Raw genomic sequence first — 19,840 nt, 5'->3', positions numbered from 1 at the left:
AATGGGGCGGCGATAGTGACCGATAAGTCATCCTCCTCTCTATTTTCTTGTCAGTGAGCGAAAAAGAGCTTGGCCACCGGATACAAGACCCCCTGCAACTCCACCCTTCAGTCCTCCTACAAATTTACCAGCGATTCCGCCACCTCGGGACCACCACCCTCCAGATACGCCATTTAGTGCTCCTTGAGTAGCTGATGCTCCAACAGCGGCACTTCCTGCTCCAGTCGAAGTGCTAGACTGAAACCACTCTTTGACCATCTCAGGCGCACGGAACGTCAATACTAAGAAACCAATAACCATAAAAATATGTACTAATCCACCCTTTGAAATCATCTGAATAGAAAGCACAAAGAGTATTGGCTGGATCGACTGAGTAACAATAATCCCCAACAAATTTCTCCACCAAATAGGAAAAAAGTTCATTTCTTTATTGACCAGCGTAACAATCGCAATTGGTCCAATAATTACGAAAAAAGCAAACTCCGCAGAACGAATCCCTATCTGGATAAGGATAGTAATACATAATACAGCTATAATCACTAGCAAAACAAGTAAATAGTCACCACCACCAACGACTACTATATCTAGTAACACATTAATACTGACTTGTAATTTCGTGAGGTGGTCTAGAGCATAAGCAGTAAAAGCATTCCCTAAATCAAATAAATGATCACAAATCCACGTCAAGGTTGAAACTAACCATGCCGCTACAACCGTATTGCGGATCAAAGGTTTTATCTCTGAATAATCTTCTTGTAAAATCATTAACGAGAGAATTCGTACCAACTGGTAAACCAAAAACAACAACAAAAACGACCATGATAGACTGCTAAATCCTGTCTTTAATGACTTTATCATCGGATCACCGGATAAATCTCCTAAGCTAAACGCAGCCTTTAACATAGCAACAACGGCTAGTAAAATTCCTTTTGCCAGATTATAAAACCAACTATTGGCATAGCACCCTAATTCCCATGCATTACAATTTGAGTAGGGATCTTCTGCCGCTGCATCATCAGCTGCATCTTGTACTATTTCTACTGTCTTTGTTGCTTCATCGGCTGCTGCTTGTGCTGCATTGGCTGCTGTTATTGCTTCACTGGCTGCTTTTTCTGCATCCGCCTGTAATCTATCAATGGAGTCTGAATCATTTAAATCCCAAGTATTTGTCTTGTTTGCTTCATTGAATGCATTCTCGGCAGCTGTCTGTGCCATTTTTGCTTGGTCTATCGCTATTATTTTTTGCTGCTTTGCTTCTTTTAATTTATTTTCTGCATTTGTCTTTTCTTTTGCCCTCGTTGCCGCATCTGTTGCCTTCTTCATTCTCTTCCATGAATCTACGGATGCAATTTGTGCTTTTTTTGCTGTGTCTTTAGCGTCTAATGCTTTATCTTTTGCTGTTACTGCTATTTTTTTTTGTGCTTCTGCACTATCTCTTGCTGCTTTTACCCTTTTCTCCAACGCTGCATCTTCAGGGTTCTTTTGATTATCCGCAGGTTTATTTTCCGATGTCCCCGCTGGCTTTTTCGGCGGGGGTGATGGTGATGGTGCTGCCAAAGCCACATTACCAGCCAGATTAAACAATAAGACAAAACATAACACGATTTTTGCCCACATACCTTACACCCCGCTCCCATACTTCCTCTGATACCAAGCAGCATCCCATAGTTTAAGCTCAGCTGGGGTGAGTTCGACTTGAAGGTGGACTTTCTTACTACCTACCACATAGATGCCTTTTCCCGCATTTTGGTGTTTATCTGCATCTTGGATAACGAGCAGCCGCTCTTCTTCTTCGGAGAAGTTCTCAGATGTCCTTTCTCGAATACTGTTCATCTCTTCCTGAACCATAGGTAGATAAAGTTTGGTTACAGAGTTTAAGATTACAGCTTCCCCATAGTTTCGCGAGCCTTCTACAGCGCTTAAGAAGTCCCCTACTTGCTGCGTAGCAGATGTAACACCGCCGGAGAAAGAACGGATCAACTTATACATAGAAGCTAGGAATTCCATCGCTAGTGGATTTTTTGGATCAGAGAGAATATGTGCTTCATCGACGAAAATTTGATGGACTTTTTTCTTGTCCATCGTGACATCGTCCCACAAGAAGGTGAGAATGTTATACATCGCGACCTGCTGTAAATCCCCTTCGTTGCGCAGGTCAAATAGATCAAACACAATCAAATCGTTTGATAGGTCTACATTGGTAATTCCATTAAACGCTTTAGAGTACGATCCTTCTACATATGGGTATAACACTTGGTAAAATCCAGCCAGTGGCGTATATTGTTCTTCTGTATGCATTAACAAATCTATCTTCTGGTATAAATCTTTCATGGTCGGGTAATCCGAACTCTGTTTCGTCTTAAAGTTGGTATCCCACGTTATCCCTTTATCCCGGTAAACTTCAACCAGCACTTTTTCTAACAGTGCCATTCCTACTTGCTGCTCTTTTAAATCTTTATACATCAGGGTAAACATCGTCTTTAAACGGGAAATCTTTTGATGTAAGAGGGATGCTTCTAAGGGCTGGCCGGATTCATCTGTTGCGATCGTTGCGTTCATGATCTCAAAAGGATTGATCACATTATCGTTCATCGGTGATATTTTGATCCATTCCCCGCCGAGTTTTTGTGCCTTTTCTCCAAATTCTCCTTTTGGATCAACTACTCGAATAGTCGTCCCCTGCATCCAGCGGCGCATCATATCCCCAAAGAGGTAGGTAGATTTCCCTCCGCCACTTGTTGCAATCACTACTTCATTGCGATTTAACAATTCATCATGATCGACTAATACGATACTGTTGGTTTTTAAATTTTTTCCTTTGATAATTCCTTTTTCACTGACAATTTCACATTCATCAAATGGAAATAAAGCAGACAGAGATTCACTATCAAAGTTTCGGAATGTCATCTCAGGAATTTTATGAGAACGGGTAGGTAAAACACTTTGAAAGGCTTCTAACATCCGGAAATGCGGAGTAAGTAATTTTAGAGATTTGCTCATCTGTGTTTTGACTTGATGCGTTATCGAGTTTAACTTGTCTAGACTTTCTGCTTGAATATGCACAAGCATATGCTCTACAAACATTTCGCTCGATCCATTTACTAGATTTTGTAAAAGGATTTCTGCATCTTGCAGATCATTCTCTATTTGAATTTGATCTACAGGTCTCAATCGAGGTTCTTGCAGACGGGTTTTGTATTCAATAACTGCACGATTTAATGATTTAATCATTTCTCCCGATGGAGTAGGCTCTATATGATGAATCACGGAAACATTGGAAGACATCGTATGTAATTTCTCCAAAAAACCAGCTTCTACCTGATTAGCGAAGTGAGAAACGACTAAAGTTCGAACATAGTTGCCCCCCAGCCGTAAATAGTTCGCACCCTCTTCAATACTATCAGGTGTAAACAGATCAAGCATGGAATTCATTTCCGTCACACTCTGTTCGATATCTGGTTCTTCTTTTTGATTCGTTTTTTTAAAAAAACGGGTAAGCAATTCTACTCCTCCTCCCGTCTTTTATACTGCTCAACGGCTTTCATTAAATTACCTTGTCCAATGATATAAGGATATTCTTTTTCATAGCTTCCCACTGCCAGCTGAGCATTTTCATAATCAAAAAACATATGGATATATTTAGCTAACTCATGGTTCCATAATTCTCTCACTTGCAATGTATGTCGATAAAGCATTTCCTCTATGGCTAACTTTATATCTCTTGTACGAAGTTTCAGTTTTTCAATAGCATCTTCTTTTGCATTCTCACTAGAAAATGGCTCATCCAAAATAACATATCTGCTTCGGCGAATCATATCTCTATCTTCTTGTAATGCTTTTGCATATTGAATATAACTAGATAACATTTCTTTTTTATAAGGGTTCTCCAACTGTCTCAACTTATCTTTTAACTGGAGAATATACTCTTTTAAATCCATTGGTTCTGCTACCCTTGCTATTTGTATCGGTTTTCTCAATCCGCGTAAAAATGATTCATAGCCTTCTAATACTTCTTTCTCTTCTGCATAAGACATCAAATGTGTATTCACAGCACTTACAGATAGTACTTTGATCAGTCTCTTATCTGTTGTTTCAATCATTTCATTATAAATACCCTTTATAGGAATAAGTTCTTGTGCAGTTTGCACTATTCTCCCACTCCTCTCATCTTTCCTTTTGAAAACGGGTAGACTCGCTGGCGTCGATTGAAACGAATTCTCCATAAAAGTTGTTGATATAGCGCAATATTTTTTCGTTCTGGGATAGGGCGAACAAATAACATTGCGCCTCCTAAGGTAACAGGGAGCAATGCAGCAAATAAGCGATAAGATAAATCCCAACTATTAGGGACAAAGTATTGATAACAAAGGTATCCTAAAAGGCCGAGTGGCAATAAAATTAAACCTTCTCGCAGTGTAATGCCCCGCCAAATATGAAATGATTTACTAATTTGATTTGGTATTAAAAATCGCTTTCTCTCTTCTGCCATTCCGTTCTCCTTTTTTTAGAATGCACCATCTAACCAACTAACGATATTTTTAGCCATAAAGCACAGAGCTGCCGCTGCTCCAACCCACCACATTCCAGATTTTAATTTTGCACGAGCATGTTCATCTGAAGCTAACATAGAAGCAATTCCCAGTCCTATAAAAGCAAGTGTTGCTATCGGAGTTGCAATACTAAGTAAACCATTAATGACATCATTAGTTAAGAATTTAGAGATTTTCGCAAATGGATTAGCAGCTAGAAAATGATAGATTTGCCAGTTCATAAAAAATTTCAGTCCTTTTTATTCGAATTATCACACCTTCTATTATAAATTAATTTGATTTTCATTTTACTTAATTGTTATTATTTTTCATAAATTGTCCTTCTTTACATTTACTCTTCCTCTATTTCTAAATAAAAAATTTGTTTATAATTATACATTTCGTACAAGTGAGAGGATAACAAATAATAGGCGGCAATCAGTCTTCGAGATAAAATAATCGTGTTTGATAGGTTATCGGTTTGATTAATCCCCAATAGGCTTCCCACAATGAAAAAATGCATCAAATATCAAAAAGAACCAGTTATGAAAAACTGGCTCTTTCTAATCTAAAGAATTATCCTTTTCTAGATCATTGGTTGTGAATTCTTATTGAGGATGTAATGGGATCTATGCCATCATCTTGTTTTCCTTCAATGACATAACTAGCACCTTTATAGTTTATGTCATCGTAGATGGTGACAGTAGCATTACCTTCCACTTTCACGGAACGAGTTTTATCATTAAAATGATATTTCCCTAAATCAGGGGTGTTTTGACATATTTTTATACTTTTGCCTTGGTAATGCTCTTTTTCATAAAGAATCACACATGTTGTTGCTTTTTTAGGAGCGGCAAATGTGAAGTTTGGAACTAATGCGAAAACAGAAGTTAGGATGGATAGGGCTAAAACATTTTTTCTCATCTTTCTATCTCACTCTCCTCGTTATCATTATTCTTATAGAATATATTTCACTTGTTTCGGAATAGTTTCAAAAATATATCCAATTTGTAAATTATCTTCCATATGAGAGGAGGGTTCCGCACAAAAAAATCCTCTGATTTGCATCAGAGGATAAAAATTATTTTTATACATATGCAGGTCTTACTTGGATAGTCTGGTCGCGATCTGGTCCTACTGAGAAAATAGTCAATGGAATACCAGTTAATTGTGTAATTCTCTCAATATAGTGCTGGGTTGCTAATGGGAGCTCATGCAAAGAACGAGCACCAGTGATATCTTCCGTCCAACCTGGAAGCTCTTCAAAAACGGGTTCACACTCTGCTAATATGCTAAGATCTGCTGGATAGTTTTCGATGACCTGTCCTTTGTAGCTATATGCCGTACAAATTTTAACGGTGGGTAAACCAGTCAAGACATCGAGAGAATTAAGGGATAGACCAGTGATCCCACTCACACGGCGCGCATGACGTACAACAACGGAATCAAACCAACCGACACGTCGTGGTCTTCCTGTCGTAGTACCATACTCCCGGCCTACCTCACGGATTTGGTTTCCTACTTCATCATTTAACTCAGTAGGAAATGGTCCATCTCCAACACGTGAAGTATACGATTTTGCAACACCTATGACTTGGTGAATTTTGGTCGGACCTACTCCTGAACCGATACAAACACCACCTGCAACAGGGTTAGAGGAAGTTACAAAAGGATAGGTACCTTGGTCGATATCCAACATAACTCCTTGAGCACCTTCAAATAGTACTCTTCTACCTTGATCAATGGCATTGTTTAGAAAAACAGATGTATCGGTTACATATGGGCGAATACGATCGACAATTGCCATATAAGTATTGTAAATATCGTCAAATTGTAATCCTTCTTGACCGTAGAGCTGCTCCAACAAACGGTTTTTCTGTTCTAGATTGCGGCGCAATTTATCTGCAAAAATCTCAGGTGTCAATAGATCAGCAACTCGGATACCAACTCGCGCTGCTTTATCCATATAAGCAGGGCCTATCCCTTTCCCTGTCGTTCCAATCTTATCGGTTCCTTTTTGTGCTTCTTCTGCCAAATCCAGCTTGATATGGTAAGGCATAATGAGATGAGCACGATCAGAAATCCGCAAGTTGTCTAAGTTCACATTATGATTTTTTAAGTAATCCAGCTCTTCTACCAATGCCAGAGGATGGATCACCATTCCATTGCCTAACACACATTTTTTATCTCCATAAAATATCCCAGAGGGAATCATATGCAATTTATAACGTGTTCCACCGAACACAATAGTATGTCCTGCATTGTTGCCACCTTGGTATCTTGCTACAGTTTCTGCTTTTTCTGCTAAAAAATCGGTTATTTTGCCTTTTCCTTCGTCTCCCCACTGGGTTCCAACAACGACTACGGTAGACATATAATCCCTCCAGGATTCATCTTTTTCATGTAAGAATTTGCTTGCTATTACCCTATTGGGCAAGTATAGAAAGTTTTCATCTTATTTTGATCAGAAAAGATCTTATACATTCTTCACTACCAAACCATGTACATTCTATAGGTTGAACATAGACATGTCAAATAAAAAAACGAACATTAACCAAAATAATTGGCAATATATTCGTCATTTAGGCGGCCGGAGCTCCAGAGATAAAAATTTGTTATAGTTTTTTAAGAACAATAACTCAACGCGACCAACAGGTCCATTTCTCTGTTTGCCGATAATAATCTCTGCTATATTCTTTTTCTCGGATTCTTCATTGTAGTAATCATCTCGGTATAAGAACGCAACCATATCTGCATCCTGCTCAATAGAACCAGATTCACGCAGGTCTGATAACATAGGACGTTTGTCTTGTCTTTGTTCTACGGCACGAGATAACTGAGACAGAGCGATAATTGGCACGTTAAACTCCCTCGCCATCAACTTAAGGGATCGAGAAATTTCCGATATCTCTTGCTGACGGCTTTCGATTCCTCTACCCGAAATGAGTTGGAGATAATCAATCATAACCAAACCAAGCCCATGTTCCGCTTGCAGTCTGCGGAGTTTTGCACGAATATCAAAAATGGTGATACCAGGAGTATCATCTATAAAAATAGACGCTTCACTGAGTGTCCCTATCGACATCGTTAGTTTTTCCCAGTCTTCCTCATTTAAATTACCCGTTCGAAAAGCTTGGGCATCAATATTTCCTTCTGAAGCGATCATCCTCATGACCAACTGAGCAGAGGACATCTCCAAACTAAAGATAGCTACTGTTTCTCCTGTTCTGGTTGCCACATTTTGAGCAACATTTAACGCAAATGCTGTTTTTCCCATACTAGGGCGGGCTGCTACAATGATTAGATCAGATTTTTGAAATCCGGATGTCATCTTGTCCAGATCAATGAATCCAGTCGATAAACCTTTTAATCCTCCCTTATTATAATGAAGGGCTTCAATTTGCTCATAGGATTCTACCAAGACATCTTTAATCGCTGCAAAAGAACCTTTAATTCTTCTCTTAGCAATATCCAAAATCTTCTTTTCGGCTGATTCCATAATACCTGTTATATCTTCTTCACTCGTGTAAGCATCACCAATAATCTCAGAAGCAGTACGAATCAGATTTCGTTGCATCGATTTGGTTTCTACGATTTTCGCATAGTAATCAACATTAGAGATGGCAGGGACAAGTGCAGCTATTTCTGTTAAATAGCTAACTCCCCCTACCTCTTCTAATAAATTTTTATCTTGCAGGAGCGCTGTTAGTGTAACTAAATCGATAGGTTCCCGCTTTTCAGCTAACTCATTCATCACTTGAAAAAGTCGTTGATGTCCCTGCCGATAAAAATCTTCTGCGCGTAGAAGCTCATTTACATTGGTGAGTATATCGGGATTAAGAAGAATGGCTCCAAGTACTGCTTGCTCCGCCTCTATATTTTGGGGAGGCAGACGATCTGTCATTAAATCATTCATCTATCAAGTACCCCTTAAGATACCCCTTATTATTTTCCTTCTACAACTACAATTTGGACTGTCAGGGTAGTAGTTACTTTTGGATGTAATTTAACAGGGATTTTTACGAATCCAGCTTGTTTGATCGGCTCTTTTAACGATATTTTCTTCTTATCAATTTCAATTTGAAATGCATCTTTAAATGCTTTACTGATTTGTTTAGAAGTTATTGCTCCAAATAAGCGGCCGTCCTTCCCCGCTTTTGCTTCAATCTGCAATGTATGGGCTGCGATCTGTCCGCTCAGCTCGTTCGCTTCCGCTAACTCTCGCTTCTGTTTCTCTTCATCTAGTCGTTGTTGTTCTTTTAGCGAATTCATATTCCCACCAGAAGCCGCTACAGCGAGTTTACGCGGAAGCAGGAAATTCCGACCATATCCTTCTGCTACTTCTTTAACCTCACCCTTTTTACCGGTACCTTTTACATCCTGCAATAAAATAACTTTCATCTTACGTCTCCCCTTCGCTGTTTAGCATTTCTTCTAGATGTAAAATCAAATTTGATTCTGCCTGTTCTAAGCTGACACCTTTCAGTTGGCAAGCAGCATTGGTAAGATGGCCTCCGCCACCCATCTCTTCCATGATCACTTGTACATTTAGTTTACCTGCTGATCTTGCACTGATAGCCACCATTTTATCATCTCGGCGAGCGATAACGAAAGATGCTTCTACTCCATGTAGATTTACCAAAGCATCTGCTGTTTGAGCAATCGTTATTTGATCATAATACTTATCTTCTTTCCCAACAACAATTGCATATCGATCCAATACAGTTTTGGTATTCTGCAATAATTCTGAGCGATTCATCAGCGAAGATAAATCTTCACGAAGCAGGGATTGAACCATAAATAGATCAGCACCATGCCTCCTGAGAAAAGAAGCAGCTTCAAAAGTCCGTGAGCCGGCACGCGCTGTAAAATTTTTGGTATCCACCACGATCCCAGCTAATAAGGCCGTCGACTCTAATGGGTCTAAAGTAAGATCATCTTGGTATTGCAGTAACTCCGTTACTAGTTCACAAGTAGAGGATGCGTATGGCTCAATATAACTGAGTACAGCATCTTCAATGTAATCTTCGCCTCGTCGATGGTGATCAATAACAACAATTTTTTCTGCACGCTTGGTCACTTCCGGCTCAATGACAAAAGAAGGTTTATTCGTATCAACTAAGATCAATAATGTATCTGGTTCTTCAATTACTTCTAATGCCTCTGCTGCTGTCACTAAATTTTCCTGCAAGGCGTGTTGTTCTAATTCTCTCATCAAACGCTGAGTTGTCATATCTGGGCGGTCTACCACCATAAAAGCAGGGCGGTCATGCAAAGAAGCAAATCGAAGCATTCCGATAGCTGCTCCCAAAGCATCCATATCTGGATCGCGATGTCCCATCACCAATACTTGTCGACTATCATCTATGAGTTTGGAAAGAGAACCTGAGATAACACGAGCTCGTACCCGGGTTCTTTTCTCCATTGCATTTGTCTTTCCACCAAAAAACTTTACACGTTCTTTTCCTTGGACGGCTGCTTGATCTCCTCCGCGGGCTAAAGCAATCTGGAGTGCTGCTTGCGCGTGATTAGATCGGTCTACCATATTGACACCAACACTAGTAATCCCAATACTTAATGTGATCGGAATCTTATGTTGTCTAGTCTGTTCCCGTACCAAATCTAAAATATCAAATCGATTTTGAATTAACTGCTCCAATGTTTGTTGATTTGTCACTACAAACATTTTATCCGTATCAATTCGCTTTAGAGCAATATCATAACGTTTCGCCCAAGTAGTGATTGTATTTAAGATATTTGCCTGAAGTTCTGCTTCTTCTTGATCAGATAACCCTTGTCCGGCTTCATCATAATTATCCAATTGTAAAAACCCTAGGACCGTTCGTTCCAACTCAATTCGCTTATGCAAAGTTGCAAGAGGAGTAACATCTTGAATCATGTATAAGCGATTTTCGGGGTAATGGGTAAATTGATAAGAGCGATTTCCCATAATTAAGGAGAACGAACCTGCAGTTGGCGTCTCAGGTGTGGGGAAAATATCGGAGATCGGTTGATTTATCAGATCTCTATCACCAAACATATCTTGAATAAATGAATTATGCCAAACAATCTTATTTTCTTCATCATAAAGAAACACACCTATAGGTAACTTGGACAAAGCCAACTTGCTAGAATGGTCTAACTGATTTACTAAATTCTCCGTATAAGATCGAAACTGTTTTTGAAATATCGATTCAGTAACAAATATACTTACGACAAGGACAACAAAACTTATCGCAACTAAAATAATCATCAAGCCTCTATTAGACCACCAAAGAGAACTGGTCCAAACTATCCATAACAGAGCACAGACGATGACTAATCCGCGCCATCTAGCAGTAACAAATTTCGGCATTGTATTCCCTCACCAACGGATAAATGAGATATCCATGGAACTATATATGTATATTCTACCCCAGATATACGTCTGATCAACTATCGCCGAAAAACTTTATCGTATTGTTAAAGAGCATACTCTTTTTGAATCCATACATGTATTTCGTAACATGTATACTGTGTTTCGCTGATTTACGAATGTGAGCTAACTCTGTCTGATAAATAAAAGCAGGCATACTCCAACACAAAATACCCAAAAATTACCAAATGATAATCTCCTAACAGAGTCACTTTGATGACTGTCATTTGGGACAAAGGGAACATATACTAGTTTCCTATTACATAAAAACAAACTGAAAAACATAGCATGATCATAATCAAGCTTAAAAGTGATGAATTTATGAGACAGGGGATATAAGTTTTCATCATAACATCATCGTTTTGTTATATATTCGTCTAAAGTAGATAAGTCCCCATACCATTGCTCCAATTGATGCCCTTCTGATACATGCTCCCTAAGTTTTGTAGTCACTGCCTGATCCAATTCTCTAAAAGGTAAACCCATACGTCGAGCTAATACATAAATAGTGACAAGCAAACTAGACAAGCTATCTATTATCATATTTTGATTAGCATGATGCAAGCCTTTAAATAAGTTAGATATTTGATCCAAAACTTCTGTTTTTAACCAATCTATAACACGAATATTTTTGGCAAATTGCATACCCCGTTCTGGTCGAGACACCTTGATCCCTCCTATCTAGGAGAGATTTCCACAAAACCATTGGTAATTCCTCCCTAATAAGGGATTTATATGCATGATCGCAAAATAAATCGCGATAGAGTAGTCTCTTCATTTCCATAAGGGGAAATTTTTAGCTAAGAAGCTTCAGAAAACAATTTTTCTTTAGATTGAAAGAAATTACCCTTGTTGTACAAATCCGCTCATAAGAAAAAACTGCTGACCTATTTGGTCCGCAGTTTTCTGTTTTCTAGTCGTTTGTATATGGAAGCAATGCCATTTGACGAGCACGTTTGATTGCATGAGTCAACTGACGTTGGTATTTCGAGCTAGTTCCTGTTACACGACGAGGCAAGATTTTACCACGTTCACTTACAAACTTGCGAAGCAAATCTACATCTTTGTAGTCGATGTAGGAGATCTTGTTTACTGTAAAGAAACAAACTTTACGACGCTTATGTCCACGACGACGAGCCATCACAGGTCCCTCCTTTTCTTTCCATTTCCGTTTTCACTTAAAAAGGAAGATCATCATCAGACAAATCGATAGGTTTGCCAACACTTTGAAATGGGTCTTGGTTGGACTGTTTGTTCTGCTGGTTTTGGTTGCTGTATCCCATGTTGTTATCGCCAAAGTTATTATCGTTGTTTTGACTATTTCTGGAATCCAAAAATTTCACTTGGTCTGCTACTACTTCCGTAGACCAGACCGTACGGCCTTCTTGGTTTTCATAGCTACGAACTTGTAAACGACCCTCTAGCGCAACCAAGGAACCTTTGTGCAAATACTTCGCGCAATTTTCAGCTAAACCCCGCCATACAGAAATGAAAATAAAATCGGCTTCTCGTTCTCCTTGCTGATTTGCATAATTGCGTTCTACAGCAAGTGTAAATCTTGCGATAGCTGTGCCACCATTAGCAGTGTATCGAAGTTCAGGATCACGTGTCAGCCTACCAACTAGAACGACCCTATTAAGCACTAGCAACCTCTCCCTTTTGCATGATGATCGGTCTTACATTCTCTATTTTTGATCCAAATTAATGGTCAGAAATCTCATCACATTGTCATTGATGTTCAATACGCGTTCAACTTCTTGCACTGCATCAGCGTTTGATTGGAATGTCGTAACGGTATAGAAACCTTCACGATAGTTATCAATCAAATAAGCTAAACGACGTTTTCCCATATCTTTCACTTCTTCTACCTGTCCACCCATATCGCTTACAATGGATTGTACTCTTTCACGGGTAGAGGTAAGAGCAGCTTCGTCCACATCTGGACGTACGATAAACATCAGCTCATACTTTGACATATTTACACCTCCCTTTGGACTAGCGGCCCTATGATGACATAGAGCAAGGAGTGAGCTATACTCACACAATAACCTATTCTAGCAAATGACTCTAGTAAAAGCAAGGAAGCTCATAAGTTCCTTTTGAAATGTATATGGATCAACATCTTTACCGATCGTATGTTCTATGATATAAAAGTAAAATGAATAATGCAACCCTCTTTTCACAAAAGTGTATGAATGATGGAAAGAGCTGGTCTAATGATCTTCTCTTTGCATTTTATGTTTCCATTGACCTAGGTTCAACAACAAAAGGTCAAATTGAAGAAGAAACCTCACAAACAAAAATAAAGCTCAGATGGTTGATACCATTTGAATTCATGAAAAACAATTCTAAAATTGGCTATTTTTAACAATGGTTCATGTTACCTTAGATAACGTTTTAATTCCAAATAGAAATTCTCTCTCGTACCACACTTGACACTCCTTACGGCTGAAGCCGTAGGATTCTTGGGGCGGTAGTCTTTAGGCTACTTCATTACCAAGCTAACCCCGTGAGCCCACCCACGGTTGAACTGAGTTTTGTTACAGTATGGAATAGATTTACCGCTTGGTTTTCGCATTTCAGGTTATACCTTACGTGTAACTGGTAATGGTTTACTATTAGAATGTATGTTTGTAAAGATGTTTTCTGAAAAAGTGTCGGATTTATGAGAGGGCTAAACCCCATAGCCATCAAGTTAATAACAAAATAATCCCCCAAAATAAAAAAAACACGCTATTCTCTCTTTATGACTTAGAAATGAAAGGAAGGCGTGTTTTTCTGTGAATGTATCCACCAAAGAAGAACTTCATTTGTTTTCACAGGTATTGCAGAAATATCTTTCCCCTACAGAAGTTGAGCAGTTGGCAAGAACTACTGAATTTGTAAGACGAAGAAGTAAATGTCGGGGACAAGATTTGGTGAGCTTATGTGTTTGGTTGAGTCACAACCTAGCAAGTACTTCTCTGACTCAGTTATGCAGTGAGTTGGAGGCTGCGACAGGAATTAGCATGGGTGCAGAAGGATTGAATCAGCGTTTGAACGAACAGGCGGTGACTTTTCTTCGACGACTATTTGCACAGTTACTGAAAGCAGAGCTAAGTTCATCTTTTGCCCTCCCAACCAAATATCAAGATGTTTTCACACGGATTCGTATCCTCGATTCGACCACCTTTCAGGTACCCGATTCCTTGGCCGAGCATTACCCAGGTTCAGGAGGAAGTAGTCATACGGCTGGGGTAAAAATCCAATTGGAATACGACTTACATAGTGGACAATTTTTGAATGTGGATGTGGGAGCTGGGAAAAGAAATGACAGGCTCTTTAACCCCGCTTGTTTCCCCACTCTTCAATCAAAGGACTTGTGCATACGAGATTTGGGTTACTTTTCGCTGGATAACTTAAAGCAGATTGATCAACAGAATGCCTTCTATCTATCCCGTTTGCCACTCACAAACCGAATCTATCAAAAAACCCAACACCCGAATTCCTTCAGAATGGAGCACTCAAGAAAAAAACGGAGTATCTCTTATTGGATCTGGAAGAAAAAACGAATCAGATGAAACCGGGAGAAACCACGGAAATTCGAGATGCTTTCATTGGGTACAAAAAACTACCTGCACGTGTTATTTTGTACCGACTTACGGATGCACAAGTGAAAAAGAGAAGAAAAAATCAGGATTTCAAAGAGAAGAAAAAAGGAAAGGAGCTTTCGGATAAAAGAAAACGGTTAACCCATATCAATGTCTATATCACCAATATTGCTTCGGAGATTGTCCCAAAAGAGCATATTCACCATCTTTATTCCCTACGTTGGCAGATCGAGATCGTATTCAAAACATGGAAATCCTTTTTTCAGATCGACCGATGTAAGAATGTGAAACGGGAACGATTGGAATGTCACCTGTATGGACAACTTATTGCCATCTTAATCTGTTCTTCTACCTTGTTTCGAATGCGAGATCTTTTGTTACGCAAGAAACAAATTGAGTTAAGCGAGTATAAGGCGTTTTACATGATTCAAACTTATTTTCCTATGTTTTTTCAAGCCCTACAAGAAAACACCCAGGCATATACAAAGATCCTCCTTCGCCTATTCCATCTGCTAGGAAAAAATGGACGAAAGTCTCATCGATATAAGAAAAAGACGATCTTTGACATTTTGGGTGTTGTTTATGAGTTTAGCCTCCCCACTGCGAAAGTAGCATAATTTTAAAAAAACAAGCCTAGTTAGGCTTGTTTGGTGTGCTATTTTATAAAATTGGGCGGTGTGGAACAACTTGTTGCTCCACACCAGATCCCGTTGTCGATCTCATTGCTCCCAACGGAGAGGCAGGGAGTTTACCAGCTCTGTCCCACGGACGGTCACCTCATCGAACGACACTTCGTCGACGAGGAGCATGGCGATTGGGCCCTCCTCCTCTCGGAGGAGGGGATCACGCAGGAGCGGAGTAGTAGCCACTCCTGTTGCGTTGATGACGACTTTGCTGAGGGACTTCTTGTGCTCCCTGTTGGCTACGAGAAGCATGTGCTCGGACGACGAAGGGATGAACGCCTTCGAGTCCGGGTCATACGTAGCACCGAACAAGTAGCAGGACATTCCCTCGATGTGAGGCGCTCCCTGCTCTCTGAAACGAAGCAGATATGAGTTGTTTCTCTCGGGAACAGGGTAAACGTCAACCTGCATGGCTCTTTCTCCTAGTGTGTGTGAGATTGCACATCGGGCTTTGTATTTTCATCATACGGTATTCCTATTGCTTTGTAAAATTTATTCATCATCAGAATCACTCGTCAATTCTATTTTTTCCTTAGCTTGATAGGCATGGGGCTAAAGGATGAAGATGAGCTCGTCCTGGGTCAGCTCCGCAGGCTGGGAATCACTGGTCGTCTGAGACATCGCTTCCCTCTTTTTCTGTTCGAGAGTCCGTTTATTTCTTGGACTCAAACCTACATTACAATTTTATTTTAGTGCAAAAAAAAGCAAAGAACAATCCGAGGGAGTGGATTATTCCTTGCTCATAAAATCGTTTTTAAACATTAAATCGGAAAGTAATGATATCTCCATCCTGTACAACATATTCCTTACCTTCCAAACGCATTAACCCTTTTTCTTTTGCCCCAACAAATCCACCAGAGGAAATCAAATCTTCATAGCCTACAATCTCCGCACGAATAAATCCTCGTTCAAAATCAGTATGAATGACTGCACCTGCTTGTGGGGCTTTGGTTCCTTTGCGGATCGTCCAAGCTCTAACTTCTTTTTCTCCTGCGGTAAAGAATGTGTAGAGTCCCAGTAAACGGTAAGCTGCATGGATCAGGCGATCTAAACCGGACGACTCTAGTCCTAGTTCTTCGATGAACATCTCTCTTTCTTCCCCATCAAGTTCTGCAATCTCAGCTTCTACTTGTGCACTGATGGTTACGACTCCAGCACCTTCTGACTCAGCGATTTCCCGAACCCGCTGAACATATGGGTTTTCATCCGCATTTGCCACTTCATCTTCACTAACATTCGCGACATATAGGACATCTTTCATAGTTAAAAGATTGTACGTTTTTAATTGTACCAGCTCATCCGTAGCAACATCCGTCATTCTCGCTGGCTTCTCTTCTTGCAGCGTCGTCAAAACCTTTTGCAGCAATGCTTGTTCTTGAACTGCTGCTTTTTCTCCTGTTTTGGCTTGGCGAGCTACTCTGTCCAACCGTTTCTCTACTGTCTCCATATCTGCCAATATCAACTCTAATTGAATCGTGGCCATATCACTAGCTGGATCAACTTTTCCAGATACGTGAGTAATATTATCGTCTTCAAAACATCGCACCACATGTAAAATCGCATCTACTTCACGGATGTGAGATAAAAACTTATTCCCTAAACCTTCCCCTTGGCTGGCACCCTTTACCAGACCGGCAATATCGACGAATTGGCAAGCAGTTGGCACTACTTTTTGAGGATTGATCAGTTCTGATAACCTTCTTAACCTTTCATCTGGTACATCTACTACACCTACATTTGGTTCAATCGTACAAAAAGGATAGTTTGCTGATTCTGCACCAGCTCTTGTAATTGCGTTAAATAAAGTGGACTTTCCTACGTTCGGTAATCCTACAATTCCTGTTGTCAATGCCACTGCCTTTTCCCCTTTGCTATATATCTCAAAATTACTTTGCTTGATCTCCATCTTTTTCTGCTGGGATCAACACTTTTTTTAAGCGTTGTTCAAATCGAGTTCTTGGAAGCAGGACACTATGATCACATCCTGTACATTTCATCCGAATATCCATACCCATTCGAATTACTTTCCATGCATTTGTTCCGCATGGATGTCCTTTTTTCATTTGGACAACATCACCTAAGCCAAACTCTTTTCGCTGCACTATTTATCACCTACTAATAGTGGTATTTAACCTATCAACGGTAGGAGTTTTTCTCCTTAACTCTTCAAATCTAGTAATTCAAATGATAGGATGCGTATAAATTACCAGCTTCTTCCGTATACTGTTAAAGAGCTTGTGAGTAATGGAGGGAGTTACCTTGAACCAATCAATTTCCTATAGCATTCCCCATACTGAACCTTCTGCAGCCCTAGATGTTACCCATTCCATTGCATCTATTTTAGATACATTTTCTTATCAAAAAATCGTATGTGTCTGTATTGGAACAGACCGCTCTACAGGTGATTCTCTTGGTCCGCTTGTTGGTACCTTTCTCTCCAAACAAGAATCTGATCACTTCATTGTACTTGGGACGCTGGATGATCCAGTTCATGCTTTAAATTTACCAGAAAAAATGACTTACCTTCAACGTCTCTATCCTAACGCTTTAGTCATTGCAGTAGATGCCTGTCTAGGTAAATTAAATAGTGTTGGCTCGATCCAAGTAGGAGTAGGCCCAATTAAACCTGGAGCAGGTGTGAATAAACAATTACCTGAAGTTGGACAAATTCATGTAACGGGCATCGTCAACGTCGCTGGATTTATGGAATATATGGTACTACAAAACACACGTTTAAGCACGGTAATGCGAATGGCTCAAATCATCTCTGATTCGATCTTAAATGCGATAAACATGCAATCTACCCGAGATGTATGGACCCATGAAATCTAACCTGTTCAAATAAAGAAAACTTGCCGATGTGTCTTGCCATTCAAGGCACAGACAGAGGCTTAGTTGCACTTATGCATCTCAGACTAGGGCACAAATCTCGCTACGTCGCTACGCTCCAAGTTTCGCTTTGCAGATAAGATAAAATTTATACTTTCTTATCTACAAAAAAATAGAGGGAGAGCTCCCTCCCTTTGCTTCCAAATTATTGAATCATATGATCTTGTTGGATCAGTTCAATAAGCCGTTCTAATTCTCTATCGGAAAAGTACTCAATTTCTATTTTTCCTTTTTTTCGCCCAGGTTTGATCTTTACAGGGGTGGAAAATACTTGTTGCAGCATATCTTCATACCGTTTTATAGTCGGTTCCACCCGTTTTGGAGCCTCTTTTGTTTTTTGTGGTTTTTCGTGATTAACTCGTTGGATCCATTCTTCTAATTGACGAACACTGGCTCTTTCCTTGATCGCTTTTGTTGCTAATTGTATTTGCAACTGCTCGTCTTTTACTCCTAAAATCGCCCGAGCATGTCCCATTGATAATGTTCCACGTGAAACATCAGATTGAATTTCCATTGGCAACTGCAAGAGACGAAGAAAATTGGTAACATGCGGTCTGCTCTTTCCTACACGAATCGCTAATTCTTCTTGTGTCAATGTTAAACGATCCATCAATTTCTGATAAGCAGTAGCAATTTCCATCGGATTAAGATCTTCTCGTTGCAAATTTTCTACTAAGGCAATCTCCATCATCTGCTCATCTGTAAATTCTCGTATGACAATAGGCACTTGCTCTAGTTCTGCTAATTTTGCAGCTCGAAGCCGCCTTTCACCTGCGATTATTTCATAACCGCGAATGCTTTTACGAACAATAAGCGGCTGAACTACTCCATGCTGTTTGATCGATTCAGATAATTCCTGAATCCCTTGATCATCAAAATTTTTGCGTGGCTGATACGGATTAGGGCGAAGTTCTTCTACATTTGCCTCGCTGATCACATCTTCTTTCTCAACATCCACCTTTGTAAACAGTGCATCCAAACCTCTACCTAGGCCTTTAGCCATTCGCCACTACCTCCTTGGCTAAACTCACATAACACTCTGCACCACGCGACTTTGGATCATATGCAAGAATAGGTACTCCGTGACTGGGTGCTTCGCTCAATCGAACATTTCTTGGAATCACCGTTTGATATACTTTGCTTTGGAAGTACTTTTTCACTTCTTCCATTACTTGCATAGACAAATTGGTCCGTCCATCAAACATGGTAAGTAAGACGCCTTCTACTTCCAAACGTTTATTTAGATGTTTTTGGACAATGCGAATGGTATTTAATAGCTGTCCTAAACCCTCTAGTGCATAAAATTCACATTGAATCGGGATCAGAACAGATTCTACAGCTGTTAGTGCATTCAAAGTAATAATTCCTAATGAAGGAGGACAGTCAATAAAAATATAATCAAATTGGTCTTTTACTTGTTGTATCGCCCATTTTAGTCTGAGTTCTCGTGATATAGCTTGGCTTAGTTCAATTTCAGCACCAGCTAACTGAATGGTCGCTGGCAATAACCATAGACGATCTACACTAGTGGGAATTATCACTTCAGCAGGATTCTTTTCGTTCATCAATACATCATACACACATTCTTCTACATCCGCTTTATTTATGCCTAATCCGCTTGTTGTATTTCCTTGGGGATCTATATCTATCAATAATACTTTCTTTTTCATTGCTGCAACACTAGCTGCTAAATTGATTGATGTCGTCGTTTTGTAGGGTAGGAACCCAGCGCCT

20 protein-coding genes and 2 pseudogenes are annotated in these 19,840 nt (G+C 39.8%); 2 read left to right on the top strand and 20 right to left on the bottom strand.

The window, feature by feature from the left end:
• Window positions 1–39: 39 nt before the first annotated feature.
• The 15 genes from MK805_RS08840 to rpsF form a co-directional block, all read right to left on the bottom strand.
• Window positions 40–1,617 (bottom strand): conjugal transfer protein TrbL family protein, encoded by a 1,578-nt coding sequence (locus MK805_RS08840; RefSeq protein WP_240875278.1) that lies wholly within the window; start codon window positions 1,615–1,617, stop codon window positions 40–42.
• 3 nt (window positions 1,618–1,620) lie between these two features.
• Window positions 1,621–3,501, bottom strand: coding sequence for a VirB4 family type IV secretion system protein (locus tag MK805_RS08835; protein ID WP_240875276.1), 1,881 nt, complete (start codon window positions 3,499–3,501; stop codon window positions 1,621–1,623).
• Between the two features lie 2 nt (window positions 3,502–3,503).
• A complete protein-coding gene (locus MK805_RS08830) occupies window positions 3,504–4,148 on the bottom strand; it encodes a hypothetical protein (protein WP_240875274.1) in 645 nt (214 codons plus the stop codon).
• Window positions 4,148–4,489, bottom strand: coding sequence for a hypothetical protein (locus MK805_RS08825; protein ID WP_240875271.1), 342 nt, complete (start codon window positions 4,487–4,489; stop codon window positions 4,148–4,150). Before MK805_RS08825 ends, MK805_RS08830 begins: the two co-directional genes overlap by 1 nt.
• 15 nt (window positions 4,490–4,504) lie before the next feature.
• Window positions 4,505–4,771, bottom strand: a complete 267-nt coding sequence (locus MK805_RS08820) for a pilin (RefSeq protein WP_240875269.1) — start codon at window positions 4,769–4,771, stop codon at window positions 4,505–4,507.
• A 110-nt stretch (window positions 4,772–4,881) separates the two neighbouring features.
• Window positions 4,882–5,055: a hypothetical protein gene (locus tag MK805_RS08815; RefSeq protein ID WP_240875267.1), complete on the bottom strand. Its 174-nt coding sequence runs from the start codon at window positions 5,053–5,055 to the stop codon at window positions 4,882–4,884.
• A 65-nt stretch (window positions 5,056–5,120) separates the two neighbouring features.
• Window positions 5,121–5,453, bottom strand: a complete 333-nt coding sequence (locus MK805_RS08810) for a beta/gamma crystallin-related protein (protein WP_240875265.1) — start codon at window positions 5,451–5,453, stop codon at window positions 5,121–5,123.
• A gap of 163 nt (window positions 5,454–5,616) precedes the next feature.
• Window positions 5,617–6,903: an adenylosuccinate synthase gene (locus tag MK805_RS08805; RefSeq protein WP_240875263.1), complete on the bottom strand. Its 1,287-nt coding sequence runs from the start codon at window positions 6,901–6,903 to the stop codon at window positions 5,617–5,619.
• Between the two features lie 204 nt (window positions 6,904–7,107).
• The gene (gene dnaB / locus MK805_RS08800; protein WP_240875261.1) at window positions 7,108–8,445 is read right to left on the bottom strand and encodes a replicative DNA helicase; all 1,338 of its coding nucleotides are present in this window, start codon (window positions 8,443–8,445) and stop codon (window positions 7,108–7,110) included.
• 29 nt (window positions 8,446–8,474) lie between these two features.
• A complete protein-coding gene (rplI, locus tag MK805_RS08795; RefSeq protein WP_240875259.1) occupies window positions 8,475–8,930 on the bottom strand; it encodes a 50S ribosomal protein L9 in 456 nt (151 codons plus the stop codon).
• Between the two features lies 1 nt (window position 8,931).
• Entirely contained in the window at window positions 8,932–10,884 is a 1,953-nt protein-coding gene (locus MK805_RS08790) for a DHH family phosphoesterase (RefSeq protein ID WP_240875258.1), read from the bottom strand.
• Between the two features lie 414 nt (window positions 10,885–11,298).
• Complete coding sequence (locus MK805_RS08785) at window positions 11,299–11,610, bottom strand: MazG-like family protein (protein ID WP_240875256.1); 312 nt, start codon at window positions 11,608–11,610, stop codon at window positions 11,299–11,301.
• A gap of 247 nt (window positions 11,611–11,857) precedes the next feature.
• Window positions 11,858–12,085, bottom strand: a complete 228-nt coding sequence (gene rpsR, locus MK805_RS08780; RefSeq protein ID WP_160800395.1) for a 30S ribosomal protein S18 — start codon at window positions 12,083–12,085, stop codon at window positions 11,858–11,860.
• Window positions 12,086–12,122: 37 nt separating this feature from the next.
• Window positions 12,123–12,587: a single-stranded DNA-binding protein gene (locus MK805_RS08775; protein WP_240875254.1), complete on the bottom strand. Its 465-nt coding sequence runs from the start codon at window positions 12,585–12,587 to the stop codon at window positions 12,123–12,125.
• Window positions 12,588–12,629: 42 nt separating this feature from the next.
• Complete coding sequence (rpsF, locus tag MK805_RS08770) at window positions 12,630–12,920, bottom strand: 30S ribosomal protein S6 (RefSeq protein ID WP_240875252.1); 291 nt, start codon at window positions 12,918–12,920, stop codon at window positions 12,630–12,632.
• 804 nt (window positions 12,921–13,724) lie between these two features.
• Here rpsF and MK805_RS08765 point away from each other — a divergent pair.
• A pseudogene (locus MK805_RS08765) lies at window positions 13,725–15,151 on the top strand (IS4 family transposase).
• A 102-nt stretch (window positions 15,152–15,253) separates the two neighbouring features.
• Here MK805_RS08765 and MK805_RS08760 read toward each other — a convergent pair.
• From MK805_RS08760 to MK805_RS08750, 3 genes are all read right to left on the bottom strand, one after another.
• Window positions 15,254–15,628, bottom strand: coding sequence for a hypothetical protein (locus tag MK805_RS08760; protein ID WP_240875245.1), 375 nt, complete (start codon window positions 15,626–15,628; stop codon window positions 15,254–15,256).
• A gap of 343 nt (window positions 15,629–15,971) precedes the next feature.
• Window positions 15,972–17,072, bottom strand: coding sequence for a redox-regulated ATPase YchF (ychF, locus tag MK805_RS08755; protein WP_240875244.1), 1,101 nt, complete (start codon window positions 17,070–17,072; stop codon window positions 15,972–15,974).
• 31 nt (window positions 17,073–17,103) lie between these two features.
• Complete coding sequence (locus MK805_RS08750; RefSeq protein WP_240875243.1) at window positions 17,104–17,319, bottom strand: DUF951 domain-containing protein; 216 nt, start codon at window positions 17,317–17,319, stop codon at window positions 17,104–17,106.
• Between the two features lie 157 nt (window positions 17,320–17,476).
• Between MK805_RS08750 and yyaC the strand changes: the two genes are divergently transcribed.
• A complete protein-coding gene (yyaC, locus tag MK805_RS08745) occupies window positions 17,477–18,049 on the top strand; it encodes a spore protease YyaC (RefSeq protein ID WP_240875240.1) in 573 nt (190 codons plus the stop codon).
• A 202-nt stretch (window positions 18,050–18,251) separates the two neighbouring features.
• On the opposite strand, the gene MK805_RS08740 is transcribed toward yyaC, so the two are convergent.
• Together MK805_RS08740 and MK805_RS08735 are read right to left on the bottom strand one after the other, a co-directional pair.
• Window positions 18,252–19,109 (bottom strand): ParB/RepB/Spo0J family partition protein, encoded by an 858-nt coding sequence (locus MK805_RS08740; RefSeq protein WP_240875238.1) that lies wholly within the window; start codon window positions 19,107–19,109, stop codon window positions 18,252–18,254.
• Window positions 19,102–19,818 (bottom strand): annotated as a pseudogene (locus tag MK805_RS08735) (ParA family protein); the annotation flags it as partial. The pseudogene MK805_RS08735 and the gene MK805_RS08740, both read right to left, overlap by 8 nt.
• Window positions 19,819–19,840 lie beyond the last annotated feature (22 nt).

The organism is Shimazuella soli (assembly GCF_022511585.1).
Classification (GTDB): domain Bacteria; phylum Bacillota; class Bacilli; order Thermoactinomycetales; family Thermoactinomycetaceae; genus Shimazuella; species Shimazuella soli.
Note: the sequence above shows the minus strand (reverse complement) of the source record. Positions and strands in the feature narration are given on the sequence as shown.